The organism is Mycobacterium sp. E1386 (genome assembly GCF_001672745.1).
Classification (GTDB): Bacteria; Actinomycetota; Actinomycetes; order Mycobacteriales; family Mycobacteriaceae; genus Mycobacterium.
In genome coordinates, this window is the sequence record NZ_LZKH01000230.1 from 1 (window position 1) to 25,518 (window position 25,518).

General features: G+C 67.8%; 28 protein-coding genes. 12 read left to right on the forward strand and 16 right to left on the reverse strand.

What is annotated here, in order from left to right; translation table 11 throughout:
- Nucleotides 1-66: 66 nt before the first annotated feature.
- The gene (locus A5709_RS23630) at nucleotides 67-459 is read right to left on the reverse strand and encodes a hypothetical protein (RefSeq protein ID WP_068122858.1); all 393 of its coding nucleotides are present in this window, start codon (nucleotides 457-459) and stop codon (nucleotides 67-69) included.
- A gap of 167 nt (nucleotides 460-626) precedes the next feature.
- Between A5709_RS23630 and A5709_RS23635 the strand changes: the two genes are divergently transcribed.
- The gene (locus tag A5709_RS23635) at nucleotides 627-1,802 is read left to right on the forward strand and encodes a thiolase family protein (protein ID WP_067947941.1); all 1,176 of its coding nucleotides are present in this window, start codon (nucleotides 627-629) and stop codon (nucleotides 1,800-1,802) included.
- A 3-nt stretch (nucleotides 1,803-1,805) separates the two neighbouring features.
- On the opposite strand, the gene A5709_RS23640 is transcribed toward A5709_RS23635, so the two are convergent.
- Nucleotides 1,806-2,360: a hypothetical protein gene (locus A5709_RS23640; protein ID WP_197500894.1), complete on the reverse strand. Its 555-nt coding sequence runs from the start codon at nucleotides 2,358-2,360 to the stop codon at nucleotides 1,806-1,808.
- A gap of 163 nt (nucleotides 2,361-2,523) precedes the next feature.
- On the opposite strand from A5709_RS23640, the gene A5709_RS23645 reads away from it, so the two are divergent.
- On the forward strand, nucleotides 2,524-3,267 hold the full coding sequence (locus A5709_RS23645; protein ID WP_068122860.1) for a 3'(2'),5'-bisphosphate nucleotidase CysQ: 744 nt from the start codon (nucleotides 2,524-2,526) through the stop codon (nucleotides 3,265-3,267).
- Here A5709_RS23645 and dmpG read toward each other — a convergent pair.
- From dmpG to A5709_RS23660, 3 genes are read right to left on the reverse strand one after another with little or no spacing between them, the layout of a single operon-like run.
- Nucleotides 3,183-4,280 carry a 4-hydroxy-2-oxovalerate aldolase gene (gene dmpG / locus A5709_RS23650; RefSeq protein WP_082974349.1) on the reverse strand — a complete coding sequence of 366 codons (1,098 nt, stop codon included), beginning with the start codon at nucleotides 4,278-4,280 and terminating at the stop codon, nucleotides 3,183-3,185. The genes A5709_RS23645 and dmpG overlap by 85 nt on opposite strands.
- The gene (locus A5709_RS23655) at nucleotides 4,277-5,218 is read right to left on the reverse strand and encodes an acetaldehyde dehydrogenase (acetylating) (protein ID WP_068122920.1); all 942 of its coding nucleotides are present in this window, start codon (nucleotides 5,216-5,218) and stop codon (nucleotides 4,277-4,279) included. The genes dmpG and A5709_RS23655 overlap by 4 nt, the downstream gene beginning before the upstream one ends.
- A gap of 20 nt (nucleotides 5,219-5,238) precedes the next feature.
- Nucleotides 5,239-5,877 (reverse strand): TetR/AcrR family transcriptional regulator, encoded by a 639-nt coding sequence (locus A5709_RS23660; RefSeq protein WP_067947937.1) that lies wholly within the window; start codon nucleotides 5,875-5,877, stop codon nucleotides 5,239-5,241.
- Between the two features lie 95 nt (nucleotides 5,878-5,972).
- Between A5709_RS23660 and A5709_RS23665 the strand changes: the two genes are divergently transcribed.
- The 3 genes from A5709_RS23665 to A5709_RS23675 are packed head-to-tail and all read left to right on the forward strand — an operon-like array spanning nucleotide 5,973 to nucleotide 9,420.
- Entirely contained in the window at nucleotides 5,973-7,559 is a 1,587-nt protein-coding gene (locus A5709_RS23665; RefSeq protein WP_068122864.1) for a bifunctional 3-(3-hydroxy-phenyl)propionate/3-hydroxycinnamic acid hydroxylase, read from the forward strand.
- Nucleotides 7,556-8,416, forward strand: coding sequence for an alpha/beta fold hydrolase (locus A5709_RS23670; RefSeq protein ID WP_068122867.1), 861 nt, complete (start codon nucleotides 7,556-7,558; stop codon nucleotides 8,414-8,416). Before A5709_RS23665 ends, A5709_RS23670 begins: the two co-directional genes overlap by 4 nt.
- Nucleotides 8,413-9,420, forward strand: coding sequence for a VOC family protein (locus A5709_RS23675; protein ID WP_068122870.1), 1,008 nt, complete (start codon nucleotides 8,413-8,415; stop codon nucleotides 9,418-9,420). Before A5709_RS23670 ends, A5709_RS23675 begins: the two co-directional genes overlap by 4 nt.
- A 102-nt stretch (nucleotides 9,421-9,522) precedes the next feature.
- On the opposite strand, the gene A5709_RS23680 is transcribed toward A5709_RS23675, so the two are convergent.
- Entirely contained in the window at nucleotides 9,523-10,428 is a 906-nt protein-coding gene (locus tag A5709_RS23680) for a haloalkane dehalogenase (protein ID WP_067947928.1), read from the reverse strand.
- 115 nt (nucleotides 10,429-10,543) lie between these two features.
- Here A5709_RS23680 and A5709_RS23685 point away from each other — a divergent pair, with 115 nt between their 5' ends.
- Nucleotides 10,544-11,272: a DUF2652 domain-containing protein gene (locus A5709_RS23685; RefSeq protein ID WP_068122874.1), complete on the forward strand. Its 729-nt coding sequence runs from the start codon at nucleotides 10,544-10,546 to the stop codon at nucleotides 11,270-11,272.
- Here A5709_RS23685 and A5709_RS23690 read toward each other — a convergent pair.
- Nucleotides 11,269-12,411, reverse strand: coding sequence for a MalY/PatB family protein (locus tag A5709_RS23690; RefSeq protein ID WP_369827397.1), 1,143 nt, complete (start codon nucleotides 12,409-12,411; stop codon nucleotides 11,269-11,271). The two genes, A5709_RS23685 and A5709_RS23690, sit on opposite strands and share 4 nt — an antisense overlap.
- A gap of 292 nt (nucleotides 12,412-12,703) precedes the next feature.
- Between A5709_RS23690 and A5709_RS23695 the strand changes: the two genes are divergently transcribed.
- The gene (locus A5709_RS23695) at nucleotides 12,704-13,678 is read left to right on the forward strand and encodes an LLM class flavin-dependent oxidoreductase (protein WP_068122880.1); all 975 of its coding nucleotides are present in this window, start codon (nucleotides 12,704-12,706) and stop codon (nucleotides 13,676-13,678) included.
- Nucleotide 13,679: 1 nt separating this feature from the next.
- On the opposite strand, the gene A5709_RS23700 is transcribed toward A5709_RS23695, so the two are convergent.
- Nucleotides 13,680-14,465: a spirocyclase AveC family protein gene (locus A5709_RS23700; RefSeq protein ID WP_068122885.1), complete on the reverse strand. Its 786-nt coding sequence runs from the start codon at nucleotides 14,463-14,465 to the stop codon at nucleotides 13,680-13,682.
- A gap of 190 nt (nucleotides 14,466-14,655) precedes the next feature.
- On the opposite strand from A5709_RS23700, the gene A5709_RS23705 reads away from it, so the two are divergent.
- Entirely contained in the window at nucleotides 14,656-15,309 is a 654-nt protein-coding gene (locus tag A5709_RS23705; RefSeq protein WP_067947917.1) for a TetR/AcrR family transcriptional regulator, read from the forward strand.
- 16 nt (nucleotides 15,310-15,325) lie between these two features.
- Nucleotides 15,326-16,528, forward strand: a complete 1,203-nt coding sequence (locus A5709_RS23710; RefSeq protein WP_068122888.1) for a cytochrome P450 — start codon at nucleotides 15,326-15,328, stop codon at nucleotides 16,526-16,528.
- 93 nt (nucleotides 16,529-16,621) lie between these two features.
- Here the strand turns inward: A5709_RS23710 and A5709_RS23715 are convergent, their stop codons facing one another.
- The 6 genes from A5709_RS23715 to A5709_RS23740 all read right to left on the reverse strand — a co-directional run bounded on the left by A5709_RS23715 (nucleotide 16,622) and on the right by A5709_RS23740 (nucleotide 21,436).
- Nucleotides 16,622-17,611: an alpha/beta fold hydrolase gene (locus A5709_RS23715; RefSeq protein ID WP_068122890.1), complete on the reverse strand. Its 990-nt coding sequence runs from the start codon at nucleotides 17,609-17,611 to the stop codon at nucleotides 16,622-16,624.
- Nucleotides 17,612-17,666: 55 nt separating this feature from the next.
- Nucleotides 17,667-18,161 (reverse strand): lipoprotein LpqH, encoded by a 495-nt coding sequence (locus A5709_RS23720; RefSeq protein WP_068122894.1) that lies wholly within the window; start codon nucleotides 18,159-18,161, stop codon nucleotides 17,667-17,669.
- Between the two features lie 84 nt (nucleotides 18,162-18,245).
- On the reverse strand, nucleotides 18,246-18,980 hold the full coding sequence (locus A5709_RS23725; protein WP_068122923.1) for a hypothetical protein: 735 nt from the start codon (nucleotides 18,978-18,980) through the stop codon (nucleotides 18,246-18,248).
- Nucleotides 18,980-19,852, reverse strand: a complete 873-nt coding sequence (locus A5709_RS23730) for an LLM class F420-dependent oxidoreductase (protein ID WP_068122896.1) — start codon at nucleotides 19,850-19,852, stop codon at nucleotides 18,980-18,982. Before A5709_RS23730 ends, A5709_RS23725 begins: the two co-directional genes overlap by 1 nt.
- Complete coding sequence (locus A5709_RS23735) at nucleotides 19,849-20,631, reverse strand: SDR family NAD(P)-dependent oxidoreductase (RefSeq protein WP_067947907.1); 783 nt, start codon at nucleotides 20,629-20,631, stop codon at nucleotides 19,849-19,851. Before A5709_RS23735 ends, A5709_RS23730 begins: the two co-directional genes overlap by 4 nt.
- A 7-nt stretch (nucleotides 20,632-20,638) precedes the next feature.
- Complete coding sequence (locus A5709_RS23740) at nucleotides 20,639-21,436, reverse strand: alpha/beta hydrolase (RefSeq protein WP_067947904.1); 798 nt, start codon at nucleotides 21,434-21,436, stop codon at nucleotides 20,639-20,641.
- Between the two features lie 14 nt (nucleotides 21,437-21,450).
- Here A5709_RS23740 and A5709_RS27795 point away from each other — a divergent pair, with 14 nt between their 5' ends.
- Entirely contained in the window at nucleotides 21,451-22,428 is a 978-nt protein-coding gene (locus tag A5709_RS27795; protein ID WP_231987052.1) for a hypothetical protein, read from the forward strand.
- A gap of 3 nt (nucleotides 22,429-22,431) precedes the next feature.
- Here the strand turns inward: A5709_RS27795 and A5709_RS23750 are convergent, their stop codons facing one another.
- On the reverse strand, nucleotides 22,432-23,286 hold the full coding sequence (locus A5709_RS23750; protein ID WP_068122898.1) for a sulfurtransferase: 855 nt from the start codon (nucleotides 23,284-23,286) through the stop codon (nucleotides 22,432-22,434).
- A gap of 84 nt (nucleotides 23,287-23,370) precedes the next feature.
- On the opposite strand from A5709_RS23750, the gene A5709_RS23755 reads away from it, so the two are divergent.
- Together A5709_RS23755 and A5709_RS23760 are read left to right on the forward strand one after the other, a co-directional pair.
- Nucleotides 23,371-23,865: a hypothetical protein gene (locus tag A5709_RS23755; protein ID WP_231987053.1), complete on the forward strand. Its 495-nt coding sequence runs from the start codon at nucleotides 23,371-23,373 to the stop codon at nucleotides 23,863-23,865.
- Between the two features lie 15 nt (nucleotides 23,866-23,880).
- Nucleotides 23,881-24,312, forward strand: a complete 432-nt coding sequence (locus tag A5709_RS23760) for a hypothetical protein (protein ID WP_067947900.1) — start codon at nucleotides 23,881-23,883, stop codon at nucleotides 24,310-24,312.
- Here the strand turns inward: A5709_RS23760 and A5709_RS23765 are convergent.
- The gene (locus A5709_RS23765) at nucleotides 24,309-25,454 is read right to left on the reverse strand and encodes a glycosyltransferase (protein WP_067947897.1); all 1,146 of its coding nucleotides are present in this window, start codon (nucleotides 25,452-25,454) and stop codon (nucleotides 24,309-24,311) included. The genes A5709_RS23760 and A5709_RS23765 overlap by 4 nt on opposite strands.
- Between the last annotated feature and the right edge of the window lie 64 nt (nucleotides 25,455-25,518).

Below are 25,518 nucleotides of genomic sequence, written 5' to 3' on the forward strand. Positions count from 1 at the left end.
GAGGCGGGCAATTCGAGCATGCCCTCGGGCCGGGGACGGCTGTGGCACGCGTGACCACCGTGAAAGTCAGCTGTTACGGCTGATCTTGAGCGCGGTGGTGATCATCGGGATCTGCAGGGGTAGCCGCGCCAGGGCGGCGATCCGCATCGGCCAGGGCTTGTTCCACCACAACCGGCACATGTTGACGTTGGCCGGGAACACCCCGATGAACAACACGGCCGCCGCGAGCGCGGCCAATCGCCGGGTGCGTCGCGGCAGTAACGCCGCCCCGACGCCCACCTCGGCCACACCCGACGCGTAGGTGTAGAACCGCGGGTTTCCGGGCAGCTCGGCGGGAACGATGGTGTCGAACGGTTTGGGCGCTAGGAAGTGAAGCGTCCCCACGCCGACGAGCATCGCAGAGACTCGGTACGCGGCCAGCTGGGTGGTGTCACGCTCGGCGGCTGATCTGGTTGTCATGGGCCCATTGTGTCCTGTGTCAGAACATCGACCGACGGCTCTCGTCGTCCTCCCGCGCCCGGTGAACTTAGGCCGTTTACTATTGGCCATACGGTATTTGTTACGATTCGCGTTATCTGCTGACATCCGCGCTGCCCATCGCAGCCAGACCCGTCGAGGTTGAAAACATGGCTACACCCGTCATCGTCGGAGCTGTTCGGACGGCGATCGGCCGCTCCTTCAAGGGCACGCTCGTCAACACACCGCCCGAGACGCTGATCACCGCGGTGCTTCCCGAGGTGGTGCGCAGATCCGGCGTCGACCCCTCCGCGATCGACGACATCATCTTCGCCGAATCACATTATGGCGGTGGTGATCTGGCGCGGTATGCGGCCACCGCGACCGGTATGGAGGACATTCCCGGTCAGTCGGTGAATCGGCACTGCGCGGGCAGCCTGACCGCCATCGGCAACGCCGCGGCCCAGATCGGCTCCGGGATGGAACGCGTGCTCATCGCCGGCGGGGTGCAGTCGTTGTCGATGACGCCGCTGACGAACTGGCGCATCCCCGGCCCCGAGCTGAAGTTCGAGGAGCGCTGGATGCCGCCGACCCACGTCGAGACCCCCGATGCGCCAGCTAAGGACATGTCGATCACGGTCGGCTGGAACACCGCACAGGCGGTAGGCATCACTCGTGAAGAGATGGACGCCTGGGCCGCGCGGTCCCATCAGCGCGCCATCGCGGCCATGGACGCCGGCAAGTTCCTCGACGAGATCGTCCCGCTGAAGATCACGCAGTTCGACGGTTCGGTGACCGAGTTCTCCGTCGACGAGCATCCCCGCCGGGACACCACCGTCGAGAAGCTCGCCGGGCTCAAAGTGCTGCACCCCGAGATCGAGGGATTCTCGATCACGGCGGGCAACAGCAGCGGCACCAATGACGCCGCCGCGGCGGTGGCGCTCGTCGACCGTGACTACGCCGCCGCCGAGAACCTGAACGTGATGGGCACGGTACGGGCGTGGGCGGCCGCGGGTGTCGCACCCAGGGACACGGGCCTGGGGGCCGTCAAGGTCATCGGCAAGGTGCTGCAGCGGGCCGGTCTGTCCGTCAACGACGTGGCCCTGTGGGAGATCAACGAGGCATTCGCCTCCGTGCCGATCGCGGCGTGCCGGCAGTACGGCATCGACGAGGAGAAGGTCAACTTCTCCGGCAGCGGCTGCAGCCTCGGCCACCCCATCGCGGCATCGGGTGCGCGCATGGTCACCACGCTGGCCTATGAGCTGGCCCGCCGGGGCGGCGGCATCGGCGTCGCCGCCATGTGCGCGGGCGGCGGCCAGGGCGGCGCCGTGGTGATCGAGGTCTAGCGGCTAGTTGCAGTACGTGTAGCCGATGAATTGGGTGCCGCGCGTGTCGCCGCTCGAGTAGTTGGCGAAGTGCACCGCCGGCTGCCCATTGTATTGAGCGTTCATCTTCTGCACGTTCGGTGGCGGGACGCCCTTGGGGAAGGCCAGGATCATGTCGGCGAAGATGTTCAAGCCGACCTGGCAGATGGCCTCGCGCCGCGGCGGTTGCGGATTCCACGCGTGTACGACGACCGGTTCGGTCAGTTGATACCCCGCTGCGCAATTCGGGTCGCAGACCTTGAACACGGCCGTGCCGGTCCCGTCGGCGCCCTGCGGCCCCCACGAGCTCCACGACATGTCTTGCAGCGCAACGGCTACGCTTGCGCAGCCCAGCACGTTGAGCCGCTTCGGGCGCTCGACCGGCGGGACGGACAGGTTGTAACAACCCGGGATGGCGAAGCTCTGCGGTGGTGGCGGCTGGGCGCTGGGTGGCCCGGCGCCGTGGTCGTCCTCGGCCAGCTTCGCCCCCACGAAGGCGAGGACGCCGCCCAGCGCGACCACCGACACGATGCCGACCACGATCAGACGCCCCCGTGGAACGCGTCGCAACCGGCTCAATAAAGGAACGTTGCCCCCGCTCACATTCACCAGATTACGGCCGAAACCTCCCACCCGGGGTGGGGCCCGTCAGCGTTGAATTGGCAGGGTAAAGTTGGTCAACGCTACCAACTTAAGGATTGTGATGGCCCTGCAACGGACGGACGACCACGAACTGGCCGCACGGTTGGCCACCGAGGCGGGCCGGCTGTTGCTCACGGTCCGGGAAGAGTTCGCCGGCGCGGAAGCGAGCGAGCGGAAAGCCGCGGGGGACAAGCGATCCCATGACTACCTGATGGCGGCTCTCGCCGACGAGCGGCCCGAGGACGCCGTGCTGTCCGAAGAGGGTATCGACAATCCGGTCCGGTTGCGCTCCGAGCGCGTGTGGATCGTGGATCCGCTCGACGGGACGCGGGAATTCTCCGAGCTCGGGCGCGACGACTGGGCCGTGCACGTCGCGCTGTGGGAGGCCGGCGAGCTGGTTGCCGGCGCGGTAGCGCTGCCGGCGCAGGGCATCACCCTCGCTACCCCCGAGGTCGAGTCGCCTCCCTCGGTGCCCGGCAAGCCGCGCATCGTGGTGTCGCGCACCCGGCCGCCTGCCATCGCCCTGACCGTCCGCGACGCGCTGGACGGGGTGCTGGTCGAAATGGGTTCCGCCGGCGCCAAGGTGGCTTCGCTCATCCAGGGGTTGTCGGATGTCTACGTGCATGCCGGCGGCCAATTCGAGTGGGATTCGGCCGCCCCAGTTGCCGTGGCCCGAGCCGCCGGTCTGCATACCTCGCGGATCGACGGGTCAGCCCTGGCCTACAACCGATCAGACCCGAAGTTGCCGGATTTGGTGGTCTGCCGGCCCGAGCTGGCGGAAGCCGTACTGGCCGTCACGCGCTGAGGCCCATCAGCGCCGGTGAGGTCGAGGGCGATGTCGACGAGCATGTCCTCCTGGCCGCCCACCATCCCGCGCCGCCCGGCCTCTTCGAGCAGCGTGCGGGCGTCGATGTTGAACCGGGTGGCGGCCACCTCCGCGTGCCGCAGAAAGCTGGAGTACACGCCCGCGTAGCCGAGGGTCAACGTCTCGCGGTCGACCCGCACGGGCCGGTCTTGCAAGGGCCGGACGAGGTCGTCGGCCGCGTCCTGCAAAAGATGGAGATCGCAGCCATGGCTCCAGCCAAGGCGGGAGGCCGCGGCGATGAAGACCTCCAGCGGCGCGTTCCCGGCACCCGCTCCCATGCCCGCCAGGGAGGCGTCGACGCGGTAAGCGCCGTGCTCGACGGCGGTGATCGAGTTGGCGACGCCCAGCGCCAGGTTGTGGTGGGCATGGATGCCGATCTCGGTTGTGGGCAAGAGGGTTTGGCGCAGGGCGCAGACTCGGTCACCGACATCGCGCATCGTCATCGCGCCGCCCGAATCCACGACATAGACGCAGGTGGCGCCGTATCCCTCCATCAGCTTGGCCTGGGCGGCCAGGCCGGCGGGACTGGTCATATGGCTCATCATCAGGAAGCCGACGGCGTCCATGCCCAGGGCGCGGGCGGCGGCGAGATAAGGGGCGGCGATGTCGGCTTCGGTGCAGTGGGTGCCGACACGCACGACGGTTGCGCCGGCGCGCTGCGCGTCCCTGAGGTCGCGCAGGGTGCCCACGCCCGGCAGGAGCAGCGTCGCGATCTTCGCGTTATCGACCGCGGCGGCGACGACCTCGATCCATTCGGCGTCCGTGTGCGCCCCGAACCCGTACACGCAGCTCGAACCCGACAACCCGTCACCGTGAGCGACTTCGATCGAGTCGACCCCCGCTTCGTCGAGTGCCCGGGCGATGATCGTGGCCTGCTCGATGCTGTACTGGTGGCGCACCGCGTGCATGCCGTCGCGCAGGGTCACGTCGCTGACATAGATGCGTTGGGTCATGTTGTGGCACCGGCAGTTTGGGCGGGCCGCATGGCATGCAGAGCCAGGCGCTCGGCGGTGGCCTTGGCGGCGGAGGTCATGATGTCGAGGTTCCCGGCGTAGGCGGGCAGGTAGTCGCCGGCGCCGGCCACCTCGAGCATCACCGTGACACGGGTGCCGGTGAACTTGCCGGTTTCAGGAATGCAGAGCGGATCGTCATGGCCGAACACCTCGAATTGCACGTCGTGCTTCAGCCGATAGCCGGGCACGTACGCGGCGACCCGGGCGACCATGTCGAGGATTTGGTTCTCGATCGAGCGGTGGTCGACGTCCCCGTCGACGAGGCAGTACACGGTGTTGCGCATGGGCACCGGGGGTTCGGCGGGGTTGACGATGACGACGGCCTTGCCGCGCTGCGCACCACCGACGACTTGTACTGCGGCGGAGGTGGTTTCGATGAACTGGTCGATGTTGGCCCGGGTGCCCGGGCCCGCGGACTTCGCCGAGATCGACGAGACGATCTCGGCGTAGGAGACGATTCGCGTCCTGGCGACGGCGGCAACGATCGGCACCGTTGCCTGCCCGCCGCAGGTCACCATGTTGAGGTTGGGTGTGTCGAGGTGGTCGTCAAGGTTGACCACGGGCACGCACATCGGGCCGACCGACGCGGGCGTGAGGTCGAGCATTCGTATCCCGCTGTCGCGCAACGCCGCCCAGTTGGCGCGGTGCGCGTCGGCGGAGGTGGCGTCGAAGGCGAGCTTCATGCGGGCAAAGTCCGGCATGCCCAGCAACCCGTCGACGCCTTCGGCGGTGACCGGCACGCCCATTCGCCGCGCCCGGGCCAGCCCGTCCGAGTCACGGTCGACGCCCACCATGGCGGCCACGGTGAGCGGGCCGTCGCCACCCACGATCTTGAGCATGAGGTCGGTGCCGATGTTGCCCGATCCGATGATGGCCACCGGCCATTGCTCGACGGGGGTCACTTGGTGTTCTCGGCGGCCATGCGGAGGGCGCCGTCGTGCAGGGCGGCCGCGTGCAACTCGAAGAGCGCCGGCAGGTCGACGGAATCCCCGCCGATCTCCTTGGCGACGAACAGGCCATCGGCCCCGGCGATCCCGTAGGTGACCAACTGGCCGACCTGTGCATCGGTCAACCCGGGCGCGAGATCGCGGATGGCGGGCGTCAGCGTCTCGAAGGCCCGGTCACGGACCTCCAGGAACATGGCCCGGGCGCGCGGTTCGACGGGCCGTCGCTCCAGGGCGAGCATCAAGCCGAGTCGCAGAAAATCGGGGGAGTCCAGCAGCGCCTTGGCGATCTGCATCGCCACCGCAACCAAGCGCTCGCGCGCGGTCCCCTCGGCGGGCATCTGCCATGCCGAAAGCCAGTGCGCGAAGCTGCGTTCGATGACCGCGGCGATCAGATCATCCTTGTCTTTGAAGTGCCAGTAGATGGAACTGGCCGGCAGGCCGCACTTGGCGCTGACCAGGCCGATGCTGGTGCCCTCGTAGCCGCGTTCGCTGGCGATCTCGGTGGCTGCGTCCAGGATGCGGTTTCTGGACGCTTCGCCGTCGACGCGGCGGCGCCTGTTCGACTTTTGCGGCTTGTCGTTAGCGGCCACTGAAACTCCTCGCTGGAGGCCCTTGACTCTGTAGTGATCGCTACATTACCGTAGCGATCACTACATAACAAGCCCGACACGAAGGCGAGAGGGCAATGAACGAGCACCCGACCTATGACGTAGCGGTGATCGGCTATGGGCCCACTGGCGCCACCGCCGCGAATCTCCTTGGTGGCATGGGGCTTAACGTCGTCGTCATCGAGCGCGACCCCGACGTGTACGGGCGGGCGCGGGCGATCTCGACCGACGAGGAGGTGATGCGGATCTGGCAGTCCGTCGGCTTGGCCGACCGGTTGCAACGGGACATGCTGCCCGACCGGCCGCTGGCGTGGGTCGACGCCGACGGGGTGCCGTTCGTCGAGACCACCATGACATCCCGGGGCTGCGGGCACCCGCCGCAACAGTTCCTGTACCAGCCCGCGGTCGATCACGTGCTCCGGGAGGGCGTCGCCCGGTACCCCAACGTCGAGGTATTGCTCGAACACGAATGCCTGCGCGTGGTCAATGGCGACTCGACGGCCGAACTGATGCTCGCCGACCTGCGCACCGACACCTTCAAACGCGTGAAGGCCTCATACGTGATCGCCGCGGACGGCGGAGCGTCGCCGACCCGCGGCCAACTCGGAGTCGGATACGAAGGACGCACCTACGCCGAACGCTGGGTTGTCATCGACACCAAGGTGATCCGCGAGTGGGACGGTCACGACCGGTTGCGCTTTCACTGCAACCCCGCTCGTCCGACGGTCGACTGCCCGACTCCGCTGGGGCATCACCGCTGGGAGTACCCGGCCCGAGCCGGAGAGGACGAGAAGCGACTCGTCACCCATGAGGCCGTGTGGGAGGTCCTGCACGAGCAGGGCATCACCGAAGAACAGGTGAAGATCCTGCGTGCCGTCATCTACAGCCACCACGTGCGCGTCGCGGACCGCTGGCGCGTGGGGCGGGTCTTCCTGGCCGGTGACGCGGCGCATGCCATGCCGCCCTGGATCGGCCAGGGCATGTCGGCGGGCGTGCGCGACGTGGCCAACCTGTGCTGGAAGCTAGCCGCGGTGGCGCGCGGTCACGCGCCCGACGCACTGCTCGACAGCTACCAGGCCGAGCGCAAACCCCACGTCACCGAGGTCACCCGTCGGGCGGTACGCAACGGACGTCTCATCACCGAGCGCCGAAAGTCGTTGGCATTCCTGAGAAACCACTTACTGCGCGCGCTGACCCGGCTCCCCGGCGTGCTCAAGGCGGGGCAGAGCCTGATTTGGATTCCGCCCGCGCACTACCCCGACGGGTGTTTCACGTCCGAGGCGCACGCCGCCGTCGGCTGGCAGCTGCCCCAACCCTGGGTCACCGACGCCACCGGTAGGACGTTGCGGGCGGACGACGTTCTCGGCGGGGGCTGGGCGGTCCTGCATCTCGGTGCGGCGCCGCCGGGTGCCGATCGGTGGGCGCGACTGGGCGCTCGCGTCCTGGCCATCAAGGCCGGCGCGCCGCAGGCCGGTGCGATCCGCGACGACGACGGCACGCTGACCCGGTGGCTTCGCAGCAAGAAGGCGGTGGCGGTGGTGCTGCGCCCCGACGGATTCGTCTTCGCCGCCGCCGGCGAGGGCCGTTCGCTGCCGGCACCGCCGACAGACTTCACCGACCTGGCGCCACCCATCCCGGCCACCCCGATCGGAGTCACCGCATGATCACCAGGCAGTTGGACGAGCGGACCGTCAGCGTCGCCGGGAAACCCATCTTCGTCTCCGAGACGGGAAACGGACCGGCCGTTGTCATGCTGCACGGCGGTGGCCCCGGTGCGTCGGGAGTGTCGAACTATTCGCGCAATATCGACGCTCTCGCAACGCATTTCCGGCTTATCGTTCCCGACATGCCCGGCTACGGCAGGTCGGTGAAAGGCGTCGACCACGACGATCCGTTCGGTTACCTGGCCGACATGATGCGCGGCCTGCTCGACGAGCTCGGCATCGATGCCGCCCATCTCGTCGGTAACTCGTATGGCGGCGCGGCGGCCCTGCGGCTGGCCCTGGACACCCCGCACCGCGTCGGGAAGCTGGTGCTGATGGGGCCGGGCGGGATCGGCACCACGAGGGGCCTGCCCACACCCGGATTGCGGAGCCTGCTCTCCTACTACGGCGGCGACGGCCCGAGCCGCGAGAAGCTCGCAGAGTTCATCCGCACCTATCTGGTCTACGACGGTGCCGAGGTGCCCGACGACTTGATCGACCTGCGCTACCGCGCGTCGATCGATCCGGAGGTGGTCGCGGACCCGCCGCTGCGCCGCCCCTCCGGCCCGACGGCGCTGCGCACCCTGTGGCGGATGGACCTCACCCGAGACGGCCGGCTGCGCAGCCTGACGACACCGACGCTCGTCCTATGGGGCCGCGACGACAAGGTGAACCGCCCGTCGGGCGGCCCCCTGCTGTTCAACGCGCTGCCGAACGCGGGCCTGGTGATGACCTCGCACACCGGGCACTGGATGCAATGGGAACGCGCCGAACTGTTCAACCGGCTGGTCATCGATTTCCTGGAGAACGAGCGATGAGCCCGTCGGTTTTCGGCCGGGTCCACCTCGGTTACGTGGTGATCGAGACGCAGAGGTTCGGCGACTGGCGACGATTCGGCCGTGACGCCATCGGCATGCACTGTGACGACGCGACGACCGACGATGCCATGCGGTTCCGCCTCGACGACAACGACTGCCGGTTCTTGCTGCAACGCGGCCCCGCCGAGGACGTCACCGCGGTCGGCTGGCAGCTGGACGACCACGACGCCTTCGACACCGTGCTCGCGCGGGTGACCCAGCATGGTGTGCCCGTGACGGAGGGCGCCGACGAGGAGGCGGCGCTGCGCGGCGTGGAGCGGCTCGTCCGGTTTCGGGGACCGAACGGCCTGACCCAGGAGGTCTTCACCCGCGCACGTCCCGGCGCGGCGCCATTGCGCATGGTGGCGGGTGGCGGGTTCGTCACGGGCGCAGCAGGTTTGGGGCACGTTGCGGTCGCCACCACAAAGCCTCATCAGCTGCGGGGCTACTACGACGCGGTGTTGGACGCGCGGTTGTCCGACTACATCGACGAGACGATCAGCGGCCTCAGATTCAAGATTCGCTTCCTGCGGTTCAACGAGCGGCACCACACCGTGGCGATCGCTTCGGTCAACCGACTACGGCTGAACCCTATCCGCACCCGGGTCCAGCACGTCAACGTCCAGGTCGCCGAACTCGACGACATGACCGCCGCCTACCAGCGGGTCAAGCAACTGGGCTTCCGGATGGCGCTCGGCGTGGGCCAACACACCAACGACAAGGAGCTGTCCTTCTACGCCGTCACGCCGTCGGGGTTCGAATGGGAAGTCGGTTGGAATCCGATCGTCGTCGACGAGGCCACCTGGGAACCCACCACACACCAGGGCATCAGCATCTGGGGCCACACTCCAGAAGGACAGACGATCATCGACAAGCTCACCCAGTTCAAGACGGGCGCCGCGTCGCTGCTACACGACGAGGACGCAGTTCCGGCTCTGTCAGGGGCGGGCATCCCAGACCACTGATCGACAGGGGAGCGGCGATGTTGCGGATCGACACTCACCACCACGCCATACCGGCCGTCTGCCGAGAGTTGTTGAGAAAAACCGGGTTTGACGCCGACGCTGTCAGCGCAGCGCCTGCTGCCAGGACAGAATGCGTTCGGCGAGTTCGGGTCCGGAGTCTTCTTGAATGAAGTGACTGGCGCGGATGCGGGCGTGCGGCTGGCCCGCGGCGCCGGGAATGTGCTTGATCAAGGGCCGGTCCGCTTGGCCGAGGATGGGGTCCCGGGCCCCGAAGATGGCGAGGAAGGGCTTGTCCCATTGGCCCAGCGCTTTCCAGGCGGCCCTATTCGCCGGGATCGCCGGATCGTCCGGTGATGTCGGCACCAGTTGCGGGAAGGCGCGGGCCCCCGCCTGATACGTCTTGTCGGGAAACGGCGCGTCGTACCCGGCCCGCACCCGGGCGGAAACGCGGCGGACGGTCCCCACGGAGACGATGCGGCCGGCGGGCAGCACGGGGGAGTAGCGCGCGAAAGCCCGCCAGACGTGGAAGGCGGGCGGCGTGGGGCGATCCGCGGTGGGCAGGAAACCGTTCGCCACCACGAGTCGAGCGAAGCGATCCCCGTGCTCGGCGGCGATGCGCAGCCCGATCAGCGATCCCCAATCCTGGACGAAAAGCGTCACGTCCTTGAGGTTCAGGCGCTCGAACCAGGCGGTCACCCATTCGACGTGGCGCTGGTACGTGTAGTCCTCCATCCGGCTGGGCTTGTCGGAGCGACCAAAACCGATCAGGTCGGGCGCGAGCACGCGGTTTCCTGCGTCGGCCAGCGGCTGGATCATCGTCCGGTAGAGGTAACTCCACGTGGGTTCCCCGTGCAGCAGCACGATCGGCGGTCCGTCGGCCGGGCCCTCATCGAGGAAGTGCATCCGTAGCGGCTGGGTGTCGCTCGCCGCCACGTCGAGGTAGTTCGCTACGAACGGATAGCCCTCCAGGTTTTCGAATCGGGAGTCCGGGGTTCGTAGCACATGCATATTCAGCTCCTCCGGTGGGCGGGCGCCTTGAGTTAGCCTCTCTCGACAACGCGAGTTCGTCTAGTGGGAGATTTCATTGGGCTAGGCGTTGGGCGGACATTAAACTCGTTTGTTCATGGCGATTCGGCGCGCGGTCCTGATCATTGCCGACATCAGCGGCTATACCCACTACATGCAGTGGAACCGCACCCACCTGGCCCATGCGCAGTTGACGGTTGCGGGTCTGCTGGAATCGGTGATCGACGCCGGCAGAGGCCTGAAGCTAGCGAAGCTCGAGGGTGATGCCGCGTTCTTCTGGGCGCCCGACGGCGACGCCAAAGTGCTGGTGTGCGACCGGCTCTCTCGGATGCGGGAGGCGTTCATCGCCCGGCGTGAACGCTTCCAAAAGGATCTGGCCTGCGAATGTGCGAGTTGTGCGCAGTTGGACAAGCTCTCGTTGAAGTTCGTCGTCCACCAGGGTGAGGTGGCCGAGCAGCGGGTGAAGCGCCACACCGAGCTCGCGGGCTTCGATGTCATCCTGGTGCATCGCATGCTGAAAAACTTGGTGCCCGTGGTCGAATACGTGCTGATGACCGACCCCGTCGCGGCGTGCCTCGACGAACCGGTGCGCTCACTGTGCATACCGCTGACCCACGTCTTCGACGAGATCGGGGAGACCCCGACGCACTACCTCGACCTCGCGACGTCGCAGGTTTCGCTGGCACCGGCCGAGTCCACGTTCCTGCGCCGGCTCGGGGCGACGGTCAAGCTGGAGTTGAGCTCACTGCCGTTCGTGCTCGGCTTCAAGCGGCCCGCCGACGGCTTCCGCAACTTGGGCCGCGGCGCCGAGGAGATTCCGGCCTAGCGGGCGTGGGCGAGGGCGCGGCCCATCCGGGACACGGCCTCGGTGAGGATCGCCCCCGACGTCGCGAAGTTCAGTCGGACGTGCCCCGCGCCGCCGGTGCCGAAGACATGGCCGGAACTGAGCGCCACCCGGGCGTGGTCGAGGAACCACCGAGCGGGCCCGGACAGGTCGGCCACCACCGCGAGGCCGTCGGCGGCGTCTTCGGTGAAGCCGAGCTCCCGGCAATCGAGCCACGCGAGGTAAGTTCCTTGCGGCCATTGGTATTTCACCTTCGGCAGGTGCTCTGCAACGAGGTCGCCGAGCAGCGTCCGGTTCCGATCCAGGCCGCGCAGTAGGTCGTCGAGCCACTCACCCCCGGTGCGGAAGGCTTCCGCGTGGGCGATGACGCCGAGGTGGCTCGGCCCGTGGCTGACCTCTTCCGGCATCCGGCGCAGGTCCGCGACCGCCTCCGGTCCGGCGATGGCGAGCGCCGCCTTGAGCCCCGACAGGCTCCAGGCCTTGGATGCCGACGTCAGGGCGAAGGCGTTCTCCGCGCCGGGCACGGTGAGGTAGGGGGTGAACCGCGATCCCGACAAGACGACGGGCGCGTGGATCTCGTCCGATACCACCCGGACGCCGAACCGGCGGGCGAGCTCGGCGACGGCCCCGAGTTCGTCGGCCGTGTGCACCGATCCGGTGGGATTGTGCGGGTTGCACAACAGGTACGCGACGTTTCCACCCTTTGCCCGGGCGCGCGCGAAGGCGTCCGCCAACGCGTCCGGATCGATTCGGCCTTCGGCGTTCAGTGGCGCTTCGACGACTTCGCGGCCGTCGTGCGTGACGAACGCGTAGAAGGGGGCGTACACCGGCGGGTTGACGATGACGGCGTCGCCCCGGTCGGTGACCAGACGCAACAGCTCGACGGCGCCGAGCATGACGTCCGGGACGATCGCGGTGTGCGCGACGTCCAGGTCGTGCCACTGCCACCGCTCGGAGGCGAATTGACTGACCGCTTCGGCCAGCGCGGTGCCGCACGGATATCCGGTGTCGCCGTTGTCGATGGCCGTCCGCAGGGTCTCGGCCACGGTGGGGGCCAGCATGACGTCCATCTCGGCGACCCACAGCGGCAGAACGTCGGCCGGATGCGCACGCCATTTCATGCTCGTGCGGAGCCGCAGTTGCTCCAGCGTGAGCTCCTCGAGCGGGTTGAAGGTCACGCCCGCAGAGTAACCGGCGCGACCTACCCGGCGACAAACGCGTGCTGCGGGATCGTCAACGGCAGGCCCACCGCACTGAGCAATCCCGGTTCTGCCGCAACGACATACGGTACGGCGTTCACGCCGCGCCGCCGGGCCTGCTGAGTCGCTGGACATCCCCACGCCGCTACCGCTTTACGTCTTCGACTGAAGGTGTAACGTGCAGCACAAAGATTAGGTCTCCTAGGAGTCTGCCGTGTACACACTGCGTTTCGACATGCGCGATCCTGAATGGGCAGCGCCCCCAACCGATCTGTACGCCGCGGCACCCGAAATGTGCGCCTGGGCCGAGGACCACGGCGGTTTGGCGGCCGTGCTCTGTGAGCACCACGGGTCCGAGGACGGCTACCTGCCGTCACCGCTCTTGCTGGCCTCGGCGGTAGCCGCGCGAACGCAGCGTCTGGCGCTGAGCCTGATCCTGATCCTTCCGTTCTACGAAACCGTGCGTCTCGCCGAGGACATGGCGGTCCTCGACATCATCAGCAACGGGCGGGCGTCCTACATCCTGGCTTTGGGCTATCGGCCCGAGGAGTTCGAGCACTTCGGCGTGCCGATCAAGACGCGTGGCCGCGTCTGCGACGAGAAACTCGCGCTGTTGCGGCGACTGCTCGCCGGTGAAACCGTCGTCGAAGACGGACGGCGGATCACCATGACACCGCGCCCGCTGACGCCCGGCGGCCCGGGACTGATGTGGGGCGGCGGAACGTTGGCGGCGGCCCGCCGGGCCGGCAGGTACGGCCTGGGCATGCTGGGCAACGCCAACGCACCAGGCATGCAGGAGGCCTACGAGGAGGCCTGCCGCGAGCACGGCCATCAGCCCGGGCCCACCTTCTTTCCCGACCGCGACACGCCCTCGGTCGTCTTCGTCGCCGACGACGTGGACCAGGCGTGGAAAGAGATCGGCGAGCATCTGCTGCACGATGTGCGCACCTATGCCGCCTGGAACCCCGGGGACGAGACCACGGCCGGCTTCAGCCACGTCAACACCGTCGACGAGCTGCGTGCGACCGGGACGTCGCACGTGATTATCTCTGTGCCAGAAGCTGTTTCGCGGGTCCGCGCCGGCCAGGTGCTCAACCTGTCACCGCTGTGCGGCGGGCTGCCACCGGACGTCGCATGGCCGTATCTGAAGCGCGTCGGCGAGGTCGTGCTGCCGCAGGCGCTTGGGTGAACTACTTGGGTTGATTCGGCACGCCCGGGAACAACTGCTCCGTCGGGCCCGCGGTCACCCAGCCGCCCAGCTTTGTGACGAGGTGTGGCGCGAAAACCGCGCCATAGAGAACGTTTCCGACGACGATCACAGCGACGACGGACAGCAGCGACGAGCCGAGTCGGCTCTTCGACCTGTTCTCGGCCCACATCTCGATGACGTTTCGTCCTTGCGGGTCGGTGCGGCCGAGCAGATAGGTGAAGACCATCATCTGGATGGCCATCGCGAGGGAGTCGTACAGCGGGTACTGATGCACGGTGCCCTCGCGGATCGCCAGCCCGGGAATCACCCGGCCGTAGTAGAACACGCCGAGCTTGGCGCCCAGGAACCCGTTGAAGAACAGCGCCCAGCAGAAGCCGCCGACAAGACCGACCACCAACAGCGTTGGGGGCCTTCGCCATCCGAACCGTCCGCTCAACCATCGCCCGAGCGCCGTGCCGGTAACGGCCGGCAGCACGAAGTAGGAGATGTAGCCGACGGGAACGAACAACGGCAGTCCGCCCCACGTCACGTTCAGCGGCCACCACGACGGCATGCGGGGGATGGCCGGCGGGAACTGTGCGTACATCGCCCAGTCGTAGGGCGCCTCGATCCACGAAAACGAGATTGCCGAGATGCACAGCAGCAGGAGGGGGTGGAGGCGGCGGCGCCGAACGCTGAGGTACACGCCGAGGGCGGTGAACCCGATACCCCCGATCAGCGCGAAGTCACTGGCTGCCTGCATCACGGGCGTCATCTGGGAGCTCACCGGTCGTGGCCTTGAGTCCGGCGTGCCTGCGGGTCAAAGCGCAGCACCAGCCCGAATATCAGGACGATCAGCCCGAACAACGTGCCCAGCATGATGACGGCGCCCACGGTCGCACCCCTTCCAACGCTCGACTCATTAGACAGTGCACACTATCCTAAAGGCAGTCAACCGTCGGATCAGGAGCGAAACTGTGCCCCAGCGGCCACCCACCAAGCGCAGCCCACCGGCGGCGACGACTCGCCGCCCCCGTGGTGCCCCGCGGGGGCTGCTCCTCGACGCCGCGCGGGCGCGCTTCGCCCGCCAGGACTACCGCAGCACGACCACGCGTGAAATCGCCCAGGCCGCAGGCGTTACCGAGCATCTGTTGTTTCGGCATTTCGGTTCGAAGGCGGCACTGTTTCGCGAGGCGCTCGTCCAACCGTTCACCGACTTCGTCGCCGAGTTCGGCCGGACCTGGCAATCGGTGGTGCCCGAGGAGACCGGCGAGCAAGAGCTGGCCCGGCATTTCGTCGGACAGCTCTACGACGTGTTCGTCGAACACCAGGGCCTGCTGCTGACGCTGATGGCGTCGGAGGCACTCAGCGAGGAGGAGAAGGCCGACGCCGGCATCGCCGAGATCAGGCAGGCGATCACGGCGCTCGGGGAGATCAGCGCGGAGGGCATGCATTTGCGGGGACTGCGGTCGGACCATCCCGACCTGCCCGCTCACTCGACGGTGGCGATGGTCGCGGGCATGGCCGCGTTGCGCTCCACCTACTTCGGCGCCAAGCCGCCATCTCGAGAGGTCATCGTCGAAGAACTCACCCAGGCGATCCTGCACGGCTTCCTACACCGAAACGACTGAGCGAAGGGACTGACAAATGTCAGGCACCAGCACGATCGACTTGTACTACGACCCGTTCGACTCCGACATCGACGACAACCCGTACCCGGTGTGGAAGCGCATGCGCGAAGAGGCGCCGCTGTACTACAACGAGAAGTACAACTTCTACGCGCTGAGCCGCTACGACGACGTGGCGCGCGAACTGCCGAACTGGCAGACGTACCGATCCGGCCGCGGAACCACGGCCGACATCTTGTTCGCCAATATCGAAGTGCCGCCGGGCATTCTGTTGTTCGAAGACCCGCCGCTGCACGACCTGCACCGCCGCCTGCTGTCCCGGGTCTTCACGCCGCGCCGGATGCTGGCTGTGGAGGACCTGGTGCGTGGGTTCTGTGTTCGGGAGCTGGATCCGCTGGTCGGTTCCGGCGGCTTCGACTTCATCGCCGATCTCGGGGCGATGATGCCGATGCGGACCATCGGTTATTTGTTGGGTATTCCCGAGCAGGATCAGGCCAAGATCCGCGATCGCGGCGGGGCTTACATCGAGTTGTCCGAGGAGCGCGACCCGGCCGCGGTGAACGCGAAGCTGTTCGAGGAGAGCATCGTCGTGTTCGCCGAGTACATCGAATGGCGGGCCGATCACCCGTCCGACGACCTGATGACCGACCTGTTGCGGGCCGAGATCGAGGAACCGGACGGCACCCGGCGGCCGTTGTCGCGGACCGAGGTGCTGGCCTACACCGCCATGATCGCCGGCGCCGGGAACGAGACCACGGCCCGGCTGATCGGCTTCATGGGACAACTGCTGTCCGACCACCCGGATCAGCGCCGGGAACTGGTTGCCGACCCGTCCCTGATCCCCGGCGCCGTCGAGGAGACGCTGCGCTACGAGCCGCCGTCACCGGTGCAGGCCCGCTACGTGGCGCAGGACGCCGAGCTCTACGGTCGCGTCGTGCCCGAGGGCTCATACATGTTGCTGCTCAACGGTTCTGCCAATCGGGATGATCGCCGCTTCACGGATCCGGACCGCTACGACATCCACCGCGGTGGCGGCCACCTGAGTTTCGGGCAGGGCCTGCACTTCTGCCTGGGCTCCGCGCTGGCGCGGATGGAAGGCCGCGTGGCCCTCGAAGAGGTCCTCAAGCGCTGGCCCGACTGGGAAGTCGACTACGCCAGCGCCCAGCGGGCGCATACCGCGAGCGTCCGCGGGTGGGCGCGCCTGCCCGTCGCCACCGGCTGACTTGCCGGACGGGCTCAGCGACTGCCCGCCGAGTGTGCGGCCAGCCGCACACTCGCGCCCGAACGTGCGGCCTGCCGCGCACTCGGCGCAAGGCTAGGGCGCGCTTTGGTCCACGAGCACCGCGCCGTCGGGCTGATTGCCGAGCGTCTGCAGCGGGATGTCCCCGCCCTCGGCGGTGAGCCGGACGATCTCGGCCAGTTGGCCGGGCGCGTCGCATTGCAGGTAGTGGTCGGCGCCGGGCACCACCCAATAGCGGTTGCGGCCGGGCTTGTTCTTCAGATACATCTGCCAGACATGATTGGGCACGCGCAGCGGCGCGACGTTGTCGTGCAGCCCCCACACCACGGTGGTGTTGACCGGCCTCTTGGAAAGTGCCTCCAGCCAACCTGTTTCGTCAGCGGCGCGCTCGTGCAGGTATTGGATGGTGTCGGGCAGCACGCGGATTCCGTCGTTGTGGGCAAAGCACTTCGCCAACGCGGCGATCTCCGGGTCGTCCAGTGTTCGCCGTGGCATGAACGTGCTGGCCCCCAGGCCGGCCGCCAGCAGCTCCGGCGTCGTCGCCTCCGCGGTGGGCCGGCCGGTCGCGGGGTCGAGCAGCGCGGTCTGGAACGCGGTGAGGTTGGACAGCGGCAGGTAGATGTTGGCGTTCGTCACGATGAGGTCGACGGGCACGACCGGCGGATCGAGGGCGGCCAGCATCTCCATTGCGATCATGCCGACGCTGCTGCCGCGGTCGTGGGTGAGCATGCGGTATTCGCTCAGGTTCCACACCTGGGTGATCGCGTAGACCAGCAGCCGCGCGTCGTCGTAGAGCGAATAGACGTACGGCTCGGCCGGCTTGTCGGACAGGCCGTAACCGGGGAAGTCCAGCAGGTAGATGTCGAACTCGGAACCCAATTCGCCGGCCAGGGCGAAAAAGTCGATGCTCGACGTCGGGAAGCCGTGCACCAGGACCAGGGCGGGGGCGCCGGGCGTGCCGCAGCGGCGACTGAACACCGCGACTTCGTGCCCGCCGTTGGCGGCGGTCGTTGACCGCCAATGCAGTTCAGTGCCGCCGGTTTGCCACTGCGCGAAGATGTCCAAGCTGCCAGCATCGCAGAGCTGGTCGCGGTAGACAACCACTCCCGCGGCGCCGCGGTCACGGGCAGGTGACGTGCACCCCGAAAGTCACCGGGCGCGTGCCGCTTTGGCCGGGCGTCGTCGCCTGGCCGGTCCCGGTCACCGTGTAGCTCTTGCCCTGCTTGGTTGCCTGGACCTGGGAGGCCGACTTGGTCGACTGGTAGGGCAGTTGGTACTGACCGTTGGCCAGCGTGAGAGAAATTGCGAATCCGTCCACCATGGGCGGCTTCTCGTCGGACAGGGCCAGCGACACCGACGCCGTGTCGTCGTGCACGGTGATGCGGGTGGTCAAATCCCCGGATTCGGGTGGGGACGCGTTCGGTTGCGCCGCCGAACTGGCACAGTTGACCCCCGTGGTCATCGTGTGTTTGTTCCCGTCGATCATGACGGTCGTGGTCACGGCAACCGGACTCGAACTCGGGGTGGACGCCGGCTGGCCGCCCTTGCCCGAACACCCGGACAAACCGGCCGCCAGCACGATCCCGGCGGCCGCCAGCACATACCGATTCGTCATCTCACCTCCTTCGTCAGCGAGGACAATAGGTTCCCTTCGTTTCGGGAAGGTCTCATTTCTCTGGCGGCCAGTCAACCGCGGGGTTTACCGCCAGGCTTCCCAACCGACCATGCTGCGCAGCGGTCCGGCGAAGATGGGCCGTACCGCCTCCGATCGCCACCGCTCTTCGATGACGGGGGCCAGGGCGCGGGTCGTGGTCAGCGGGTCGTCGTCGAGGTAGACGACGGTGATGTATTGGTGGTCCGTTCGCCAGCCCTGCGGTAGGTGGCGGCTCCACCCGGCACTGGAACCGAAGGTCCAGACGCCGGCCGTGCCCGGCACGCCGAGCAGCGCCGGGTGGTGCTCGGCATGCAACCACTGCAGCCACTCATCCGGGCGGCGTCCGCCGACGGGTTCTTCGACGATCAGCACGATGCCGTGGTGCGGCCGGAACGGCACCACCTCGGCGGAGACCAGGGCCCGCGGGGCGCTCTGCCACTGCAGCAAGCGCAGGCCGGCGACTTGCAGGGACGGCCGGACGACCGGAAACCGGCCGTTTTCGCGCAGCGCGCGGCCGAGGGTGACGAAGTCGTCGAAGGTCTGCTCGACGGGGTCGCTCACCAGATAGTGCACCGCGTTGCCGACCTCACCCAGCGGGCCGTGGGCCGCCAGCCGGTGCTGGGGATAATCGCCGTCGGCGATCCAGCGCAGCCCGTGCACGATGCCGGGAAGTTGATACTGCTCCGGCATGTGATCCAGCAGGTGCCAGCGCAGATAGCTGCCGTCGTCGTCGGCCGGCGCGGCGGCGGTGAGGCTGAATATGCCTGCCCTGACGCGGATCACGCGGCGCCGCCGGGGGAGTGTAGCTCGGCGAGCGCCTGCAGGTTGTCCAGGTAATGCTGCAGCGAGGTGTGGCGGAAGACGGCGGGCACGATGGTGGCGCCGTGCGCGGCGGCCTCGCCGATGGCGTCGCGGGTCTGTTCCGGTTCGTTGATCGGGTCCAGCGCTGTCGACGGTGGCAGGACGACCTCGAACCCGGATCGAAGATCGAAGCGGCGCAACCAGTCCCGCGCCTGGGACAGCGTCACGTTGAAGGGTGCCCAACCGTCGGCCAGGGTCGCGGCGCGGCGCAGCGACCGCACCGTCCGGCCGCCGATCCAGATCGGGACGCGGTCCTGCACCGCGCACGGGTCGACGACCATGCCGTCGAACGAGTAAAACTCGCCGTGGTAGGCGGGTTCGGGCACGGATAGCGAGGCGCGCAGCGCCTTGAGGGCGTCGTCACCCCGCGGTCCGCGGTCGTCGAAGGGTGCGCCGACGAGCTCGAATTCCTCTTTGAGGCTGCCGACGCCGACGCCGAGGATGAGCCGGCCGCCGCTGACCTTGTCCAGCGTGCCGTAGCGTTTGGCGATCTCGAGCGGATGGTGGTACCCGAGCACCAGCACATTGGTGGCCAACCGAATTCGTTGAGTGCGGGCGGCCAGGTAGCCGAAGGTGGCCAGCGGATCCCAATAGCGGGTACCGCGTCGGAGCGTCTCGGCCGCGGGCAGGGCGATGTGTTCGCTGCAGGTCAGATGGTGGTAGCCGACCCGATCCGCGGCCTCGGCGATCCGCGCCAGATCGTCGATGGAAGCGTCTTTCTCCCAGTCGCCGCTGGTCTTCGGAAACATCGTCACCACGGGCGTGGCCACCGAGAGGCGTGGGGCGCTCATCCCTGCATGTACCCTCCGGCGTCGACGGGGATAGATTGGCCGGTGATGGTGCGGCTTTCGTCGCTGGCCAGGAACAATGCCAGGTTGGCGACGTCTTCGGGTGTGGAAATATCCTGCAGGGCAACGCCGTTGACGGTTTTGGCCCGCTGAGTGGCGAAATCGATTCCCCGCTCGTCGGCCGTGCGTTGCACCCATCGCCGCCACAGCTCGGTATCGATGGCCCCGGGCACGATGCAGTTGCACCGGATGCCGTAGGGCCCGACCTCCAGCGCGACGGTCTTGGTGAACGCCCGAAGCGATGCCTTGGCGGTGACGTAGTGGGTCTTGCGGACGATGCCGGAATAGCCTGCCGTGGAAGAGAAGTTGAGGATGACGCCGCGGCGGCGCGCCAGCATCGACTGGTTGAGCACTTCCCGGGTGCACAGCATCGCCGCGGTGACGTCGATGGCGATCGTGGCGTTCCAGTTGTCCAGGGTCTGCTCCCAGATCCAGCGGTCTTCTCCGGGCGCGGCGGCGTTGTTGCACAGGATGTCGACCTCGCCGAACTCGGCGACGGCTCGCGCCACCATGGCCGCGACGTCATCTTCGTCGGTGACATCCGCGCGCATCGCGATGGCTCCGGGCCCCGCGGCGCGGGCGGCCTCGCGTACCAGCTCTTCGCGTCGCGCGGCCAGCAGCACCTTGGCGCCCTCTCGGACGAACAGCGCGCCCAGCACGGGCCCCAGCCCGGTGCTGGCCCCGGTGATGATCGCGACCTTGCCGTCGAGCCGTCCCGTCATCGCGCAGTCATCTTGCGGGCACGCACGTTTCGAGCCAGGCGTGGATTCTCTCGGCGACGGCGCGCCACCCGGGGTCGAGCATCATGTCGTGGCTCATCTTAGGGAAGATTTCCGCTTCGGTGTCGTAGGCGGCCGCGGTCGCCCGGACTTCTCGCGTCGTGAAGCACACGTCGTCTTCGGCTCCCAACACCAACAGCGGTGTGCTCACCAGGTGTGGCCTGGGTCTGTCGAGCCACAACATGTCGAGCGCGATCTTGAGGGCGTACTCCTCGCAGAGTTCGGCGGTATAGCGCGCCACGTCGGCTCCAGAGTGCGACTGCGAGAAGAAGGTCTCGCGGGCCAATTCCGGTGTGCCGCCGACACCGCGCAGCGACCTGGTCCTGGCCAGGCCGGTGGCGGTGTACCACGGGTGCCGCTTGAACCTGCGCGCCAAGAATCCGCGGATGCCGTTCGGGGGTACCGACGCCAGCAGCACGGCCGCCGCAGCGTCGTGCGACTCCAGGTACTTCTGGACGACGAAGCCGCCCATCGAATGGCCGACGATCACCGGTGGTTCGGGCAAGCCGTCCGCGACCGTGGCGACGTCGGCAACGAAGTCCGCGATCGAACAGAACCGCATCGACTTCAGAGCCGGGCTCTTTCCGTGACCGCGAAGGCTCAGCGCCAACGCGCGGTGGCCCTTGTCCGCGAAGAAGTCCAGGAAATGCTCGTCCCAACACCAGGCGCCGTGCCACGCGCCGTGGACGAATAGTACCGGCGGCTTGTGGGATTCGCGGGGCGGCGTCCTTTCGATCACTTCGAGCATGAACGTGCTCCTCTGTGGCGCGCCCCCGGGTTGCCTGCAACGCCGCTGAGACTAACCCCCGGTCCGCGCGCGAAGGGCCGGAATCAGCAAAGCCGCCGTGTCCGGCCGCGGTCAACGTGGCGTTTACTGGTGCGGTGGGTGTCGCGGGTGACGGCGAAGGGCGCACGCTGGTGCTGTCGGCCTTTCCGGCCGAAGCAGACGCGGTGCTATCGCACACGACGCTCGATCCCGAACCGGTGGTGATCGTCGACCGTCGGCACTTCTACCTCGGCTCGATCGCCGGCAAGAAGGTGATCGTGGCGATGACAGGGATCGGATTGGTGAACGCCGTCGACACCACCGAGGCTGCCCTGGCCCGCCTCGAGATTGGCGCGGTGGTGTTTTCGGGTGTCGCCGGCGGGGCGGCGCGCACCAGCATCGCGGACGTGGCCGTACCTGCGCGCTGGACATTGGACGACGGCACGACGTTTCGCCCGGTTGATCCGGGCATGCTGGCCGCGGCCGAGAAACTCTCCGTCGCATTGGAAAGCGTCACCCGGAGGATCGATCTGGGACGCCGGCCGCGAATCGTCGTCGGTGGCGACGGTTGCAGTTGGGACAACAACAACGGCGTGGCGTTTCCCTGTATCCCGAACGGCGGCGACGTTTTCGGCTGCCAGCCCCGCCGCGCGCCCGACCGGTCGCTGCGGTACACGGGCAATTTCCGGCAGGCGGCCGGTCGCTGGCTCAGAAGCGCTCTGATCAGCAATCTGAACATCGTCTCGACGTCGGACCCGGCCTTCGATGCGACCGACATGGAGACCGCGGCGGCGCAGGCCGTCGCCGATGCGCACGGTGTCCCGTTCCTGGGCATTCGGGGGATTACGGACGGGCCGGGCGATCCGCTTCACCTGCCGGGCTTTCCGTTTCAGTTCTTCTGCTACAAGCGGATCGCGGCGAATAACGCCGCCCGGGTGACCGCCGCCTTCCTGCAGAGCTGGGGCGGTGTGTGACCGTTACTCGGGACCGCGGGCGACGGGGCGGGCGGGGTCCGAACACCACTCGGACCACGAACCGGGAAACAGCGCCGCCTCCCGACCACGCGCCGCGAGCGCGGCGATCGTGACGCTGGCGGTCACGCCCGACCCGCAGTAGGCGCCCAACGGGCCGGCGTGGTCGACGCCGCGTTCGGCCAGAAGCTGATCGAGCGCGTCGACGCCGACGAAGGTGCCGTCGGCCGCCAGGACGGCGGTGCTGGGCAGGTTCGTGGCGCCGGGGATGTGCCCGGCGGCGGGGTCGAGCGGTTCGACCTCCCCGCGGAAGCGTTCGGGCGCACGCGCGTCGAGCAACGTGACGGCGCCGTCACCGGCGTCCTCGACGGTCAGGGTGGGTCGGCCTCCGGCATACAGATCATTGTGCGGCACAGTCACATTCCCGGGCTGCGGTGTCACCTCCCCGGTTTGGAGGCTGCACCCGGCCGATCGCCAGGCGGCCAGGCCGCCGTCGAGGATGCGGACGTCGGGCAGGCCGGCCGCCGTCAACACCCACCAGGCGCGCGCCGAACCTGCGCGATTCCAGTCGTCGTAAACCACCACCGGCACGTCGTCCCGGATTCCCCACCGGCGGGCTGCGACCTGCAGATCGCTTCCCGAAGGTAGCGGGTGACGGCCGCGTCCGGCGATCGTGTGATCGCTGAGTTCGTCTTCGAGGGACGCGTACACCGCGCCCGGTAGGTGGCCGTCCAGGTAGGCCGGCCGCCCGTCGGGCTCGTCGAGGCGCCACCGCACGTCGAGGATGGTTACCGGATCACCGGACTCCAGGAGGCCCGCCAACTCCGCGACAGTGATCAACACCTGGTTCCGGGCTCTCACCGATTCACCTCCCTGATCGTCAGCACAGAGCCTAGCGGCCGCGCAAAGTCGTTTCTCATCAGCAAACGGTGGCGTAGCGTCGGGGTGAGCGGCAAGCAGATGGAGCAGGTCGTGGCGCGCATTGATATTTGGTTCAGCGGTTGTCTGGCAGCCGCGTTGGCTCTGGTGACGGCCGTGCCCGCGGAAGCGACACCAAACACCCAGTGCGCGTTGACGACACCGGTCCGAGAAGTGCAGCACCTGTCCCAACTGCCGCCCGAGCTGACCAAGCTTCTGCCGCCCATCGCCGACATCGGCGCGCCGTTCAACGCGACCGACGCTGTCAGCGATCCGACGTTGCCGTTCCGCCGGCTGATTCGCGCCGGCAATCGCGACGCCGACTGGTTCGTCTGGTACGAACACGGCGGCGTCGGTTACTTCTGGCAGGCGGTGATTGCGCGCGTCGCGCCGGGAAGCGACGTAAAGGTATTGGCCAACGCCGGAACGATTTCCGACACCCTGTGCAAGCTCACCGATGGCGCCCTCGCCGGCGTGGTTCCGCCGTATCCGCCCGGATCGTGGGCTGCCTCCGACTTTTGAGGAGTTCAGCGGCAAATGAGCACCCCCGAGCAATCGCAGACCCGTACCCGCATGTTCGCCCGCGTGCTGGGGCCCTACCTCACGATCGTGCCGATCACCGTCGCCGTCCGCGGCTCGTACATGCGGGAGCTGTTCACGGAGTTCAAGGCAAATCCCATGTGGCCCTGGCTTTATGGGGCGATTCTGCTGATGGGCGGGATCTTCATCATCGCGTTTCACCAGTATTGGCGCAGCCTGGCGGCCGTCATTGTGTCGGGTGTGGGCTGGTTTTTCGTGATCCGCGGCGTGCTGTTGTTGACCGTGCCCCGCGCCTACGACGCGGCCGGAGATGCGATCTACACCTCGGGCATGTCCGCGGCGATCTGGGTGTTGTTCGGTTGCCTCGCCTCCGCCGGGCTGTACCTGACGTACGTCGGCTGGAAGCCGGAGCGTTCCGGGGATAGTTAAGCCGTGTGCTCGGCGTCGTCGGGGTCATCGTGCAGTGCCGGCGCCCCCAATGTGGCCAGCATGCCCGTCGCCGCCCGGTGCCAGGTGAAGTCCTCGGCACGGCGTCGTGCGGAGACTCGGCGATGGTGCTCGGGGCGGCTGGTGATGGCGCTGACCGCCCGCGCGATGGCGGCCGGGTGGTTGTCCGCCGAAGCGCCGCTGTCCGCGGTGATGATCTCCGTCAACGCCGAGGTGCGCGAAACCACCGCCGGTGTCCCGCAGGCCAGCGACTCCAGCGCGGCCAGCCCGAAGGTCTCGTGCGGCCCGGGCGCCAGCGTCACGTCGGCCGACGCCAGCAGCCCGGCCACCGTGTATCGATCGGAGACGAAACCGGTGAAGTCCACCGGTAGGCGCGCGGCCTGCCGCTCCAGTCTGGCCCGCAACGGCCCCTCGCCGACGACGACGAGCCGGGCATCGACCCCGGCGTGGCGTAACTCGCCAATCGCGTCGATGCTGCGGTCGACCCGCTTTTCCACCGACAGCCGGCCGCAATGGACCACCAACAGCTGGGCCGGGTCGGCCCAGCGCCGCCGCACCAGGTACGAGTGCCGGCGCGGGTGGAAGGTCTGCAGATCCACGCCCAGCGGGACCGTCACGGTATTCGTCGCGCCGATGCGGTCGAATTCCTCGCGTGCGAAACCGGTGGTGCACACCACCGTGTCGTAATCGGCCGCGGTGCGCGCGTTGGCCAGGTCGGCGAATTTCACCGCGGCGCGGCGCGGAAGGATTTGTCCCACAAGCCGATCCAGCCGTTCGTGGGAAATCATGACCGTCGTGGCGCCGTGGTCGCGCCCCCATCGCCCCAGTGACCGCAGCGTCAACCGGTCGGAGACCTCTAGGGCGTCGGGCCGCAACGCCTCCAGTAGCGCCTTGACCGGCCCGGGCAGCACCGCGCGATAGCCGCCGGTGAGGGGAATCAGCCGGGCGGGCAGGGTGATTCGCACCACACCGGTGTGCAGTCGGCTGCGTTCGGCGCGTTGGCCGGGAACGATCAGGAACACCTCGTGCCCGCCGGCGCAATATTCGGCGCCCAGCCGGTCCACCGCGGTGCGAAGGCCGCCGGAGCGAGGGCCATAGAAGTTGGCGACCTGTACAACGCGCATAACGTGAGGACACGCGGTGCGCGTGTGCATTCAACAATGTGGACTTGGCGCTGACCTGAACAGT

What these genes read in the sequence shown, in the direction of transcription:
- A5709_RS23740 (WP_067947904.1), bottom strand. Translation starts at nt 21,436, where the DNA reads ATGCTCGAAGTGATCGAAAGGACGCCGCCCCGCGAATCCCACAAGCCG.
- A5709_RS23630 (WP_068122858.1), bottom strand. Translation starts at nt 459, where the DNA reads ATGACAACCAGATCAGCCGCCGAGCGTGACACCACCCAGCTGGCCGCG.
- A5709_RS23685 (WP_068122874.1), top strand. Translation starts at nt 10,544, where the DNA reads ATGGCGATTCGGCGCGCGGTCCTGATCATTGCCGACATCAGCGGCTAT.
- A5709_RS23675 (WP_068122870.1), top strand. Translation starts at nt 8,413, where the DNA reads ATGAGCCCGTCGGTTTTCGGCCGGGTCCACCTCGGTTACGTGGTGATC.
- A5709_RS23690 (WP_369827397.1), bottom strand. Translation starts at nt 12,411, where the DNA reads ATGAAATGGCGTGCGCATCCGGCCGACGTTCTGCCGCTGTGGGTCGCC.
- A5709_RS23710 (WP_068122888.1), top strand. Translation starts at nt 15,326, where the DNA reads ATGTCAGGCACCAGCACGATCGACTTGTACTACGACCCGTTCGACTCC.
- A5709_RS23765 (WP_067947897.1), bottom strand. Translation starts at nt 25,454, where the DNA reads ATGCGCGTTGTACAGGTCGCCAACTTCTATGGCCCTCGCTCCGGCGGC.
- A5709_RS23760 (WP_067947900.1), top strand. Translation starts at nt 23,881, where the DNA reads ATGAGCACCCCCGAGCAATCGCAGACCCGTACCCGCATGTTCGCCCGC.
- A5709_RS23730 (WP_068122896.1), bottom strand. Translation starts at nt 19,852, where the DNA reads ATGAGCGCCCCACGCCTCTCGGTGGCCACGCCCGTGGTGACGATGTTT.
- A5709_RS23720 (WP_068122894.1), bottom strand. Translation starts at nt 18,161, where the DNA reads ATGACGAATCGGTATGTGCTGGCGGCCGCCGGGATCGTGCTGGCGGCC.
- A5709_RS23635 (WP_067947941.1), top strand. Translation starts at nt 627, where the DNA reads ATGGCTACACCCGTCATCGTCGGAGCTGTTCGGACGGCGATCGGCCGC.
- A5709_RS23735 (WP_067947907.1), bottom strand. Translation starts at nt 20,631, where the DNA reads ATGACGGGACGGCTCGACGGCAAGGTCGCGATCATCACCGGGGCCAGC.
- A5709_RS23670 (WP_068122867.1), top strand. Translation starts at nt 7,556, where the DNA reads ATGATCACCAGGCAGTTGGACGAGCGGACCGTCAGCGTCGCCGGGAAA.
- A5709_RS23645 (WP_068122860.1), top strand. Translation starts at nt 2,524, where the DNA reads ATGGCCCTGCAACGGACGGACGACCACGAACTGGCCGCACGGTTGGCC.
- A5709_RS23680 (WP_067947928.1), bottom strand. Translation starts at nt 10,428, where the DNA reads ATGCATGTGCTACGAACCCCGGACTCCCGATTCGAAAACCTGGAGGGC.
- dmpG (WP_082974349.1), bottom strand. Translation starts at nt 4,280, where the DNA reads ATGACCCAACGCATCTATGTCAGCGACGTGACCCTGCGCGACGGCATG.
- A5709_RS23665 (WP_068122864.1), top strand. Translation starts at nt 5,973, where the DNA reads ATGAACGAGCACCCGACCTATGACGTAGCGGTGATCGGCTATGGGCCC.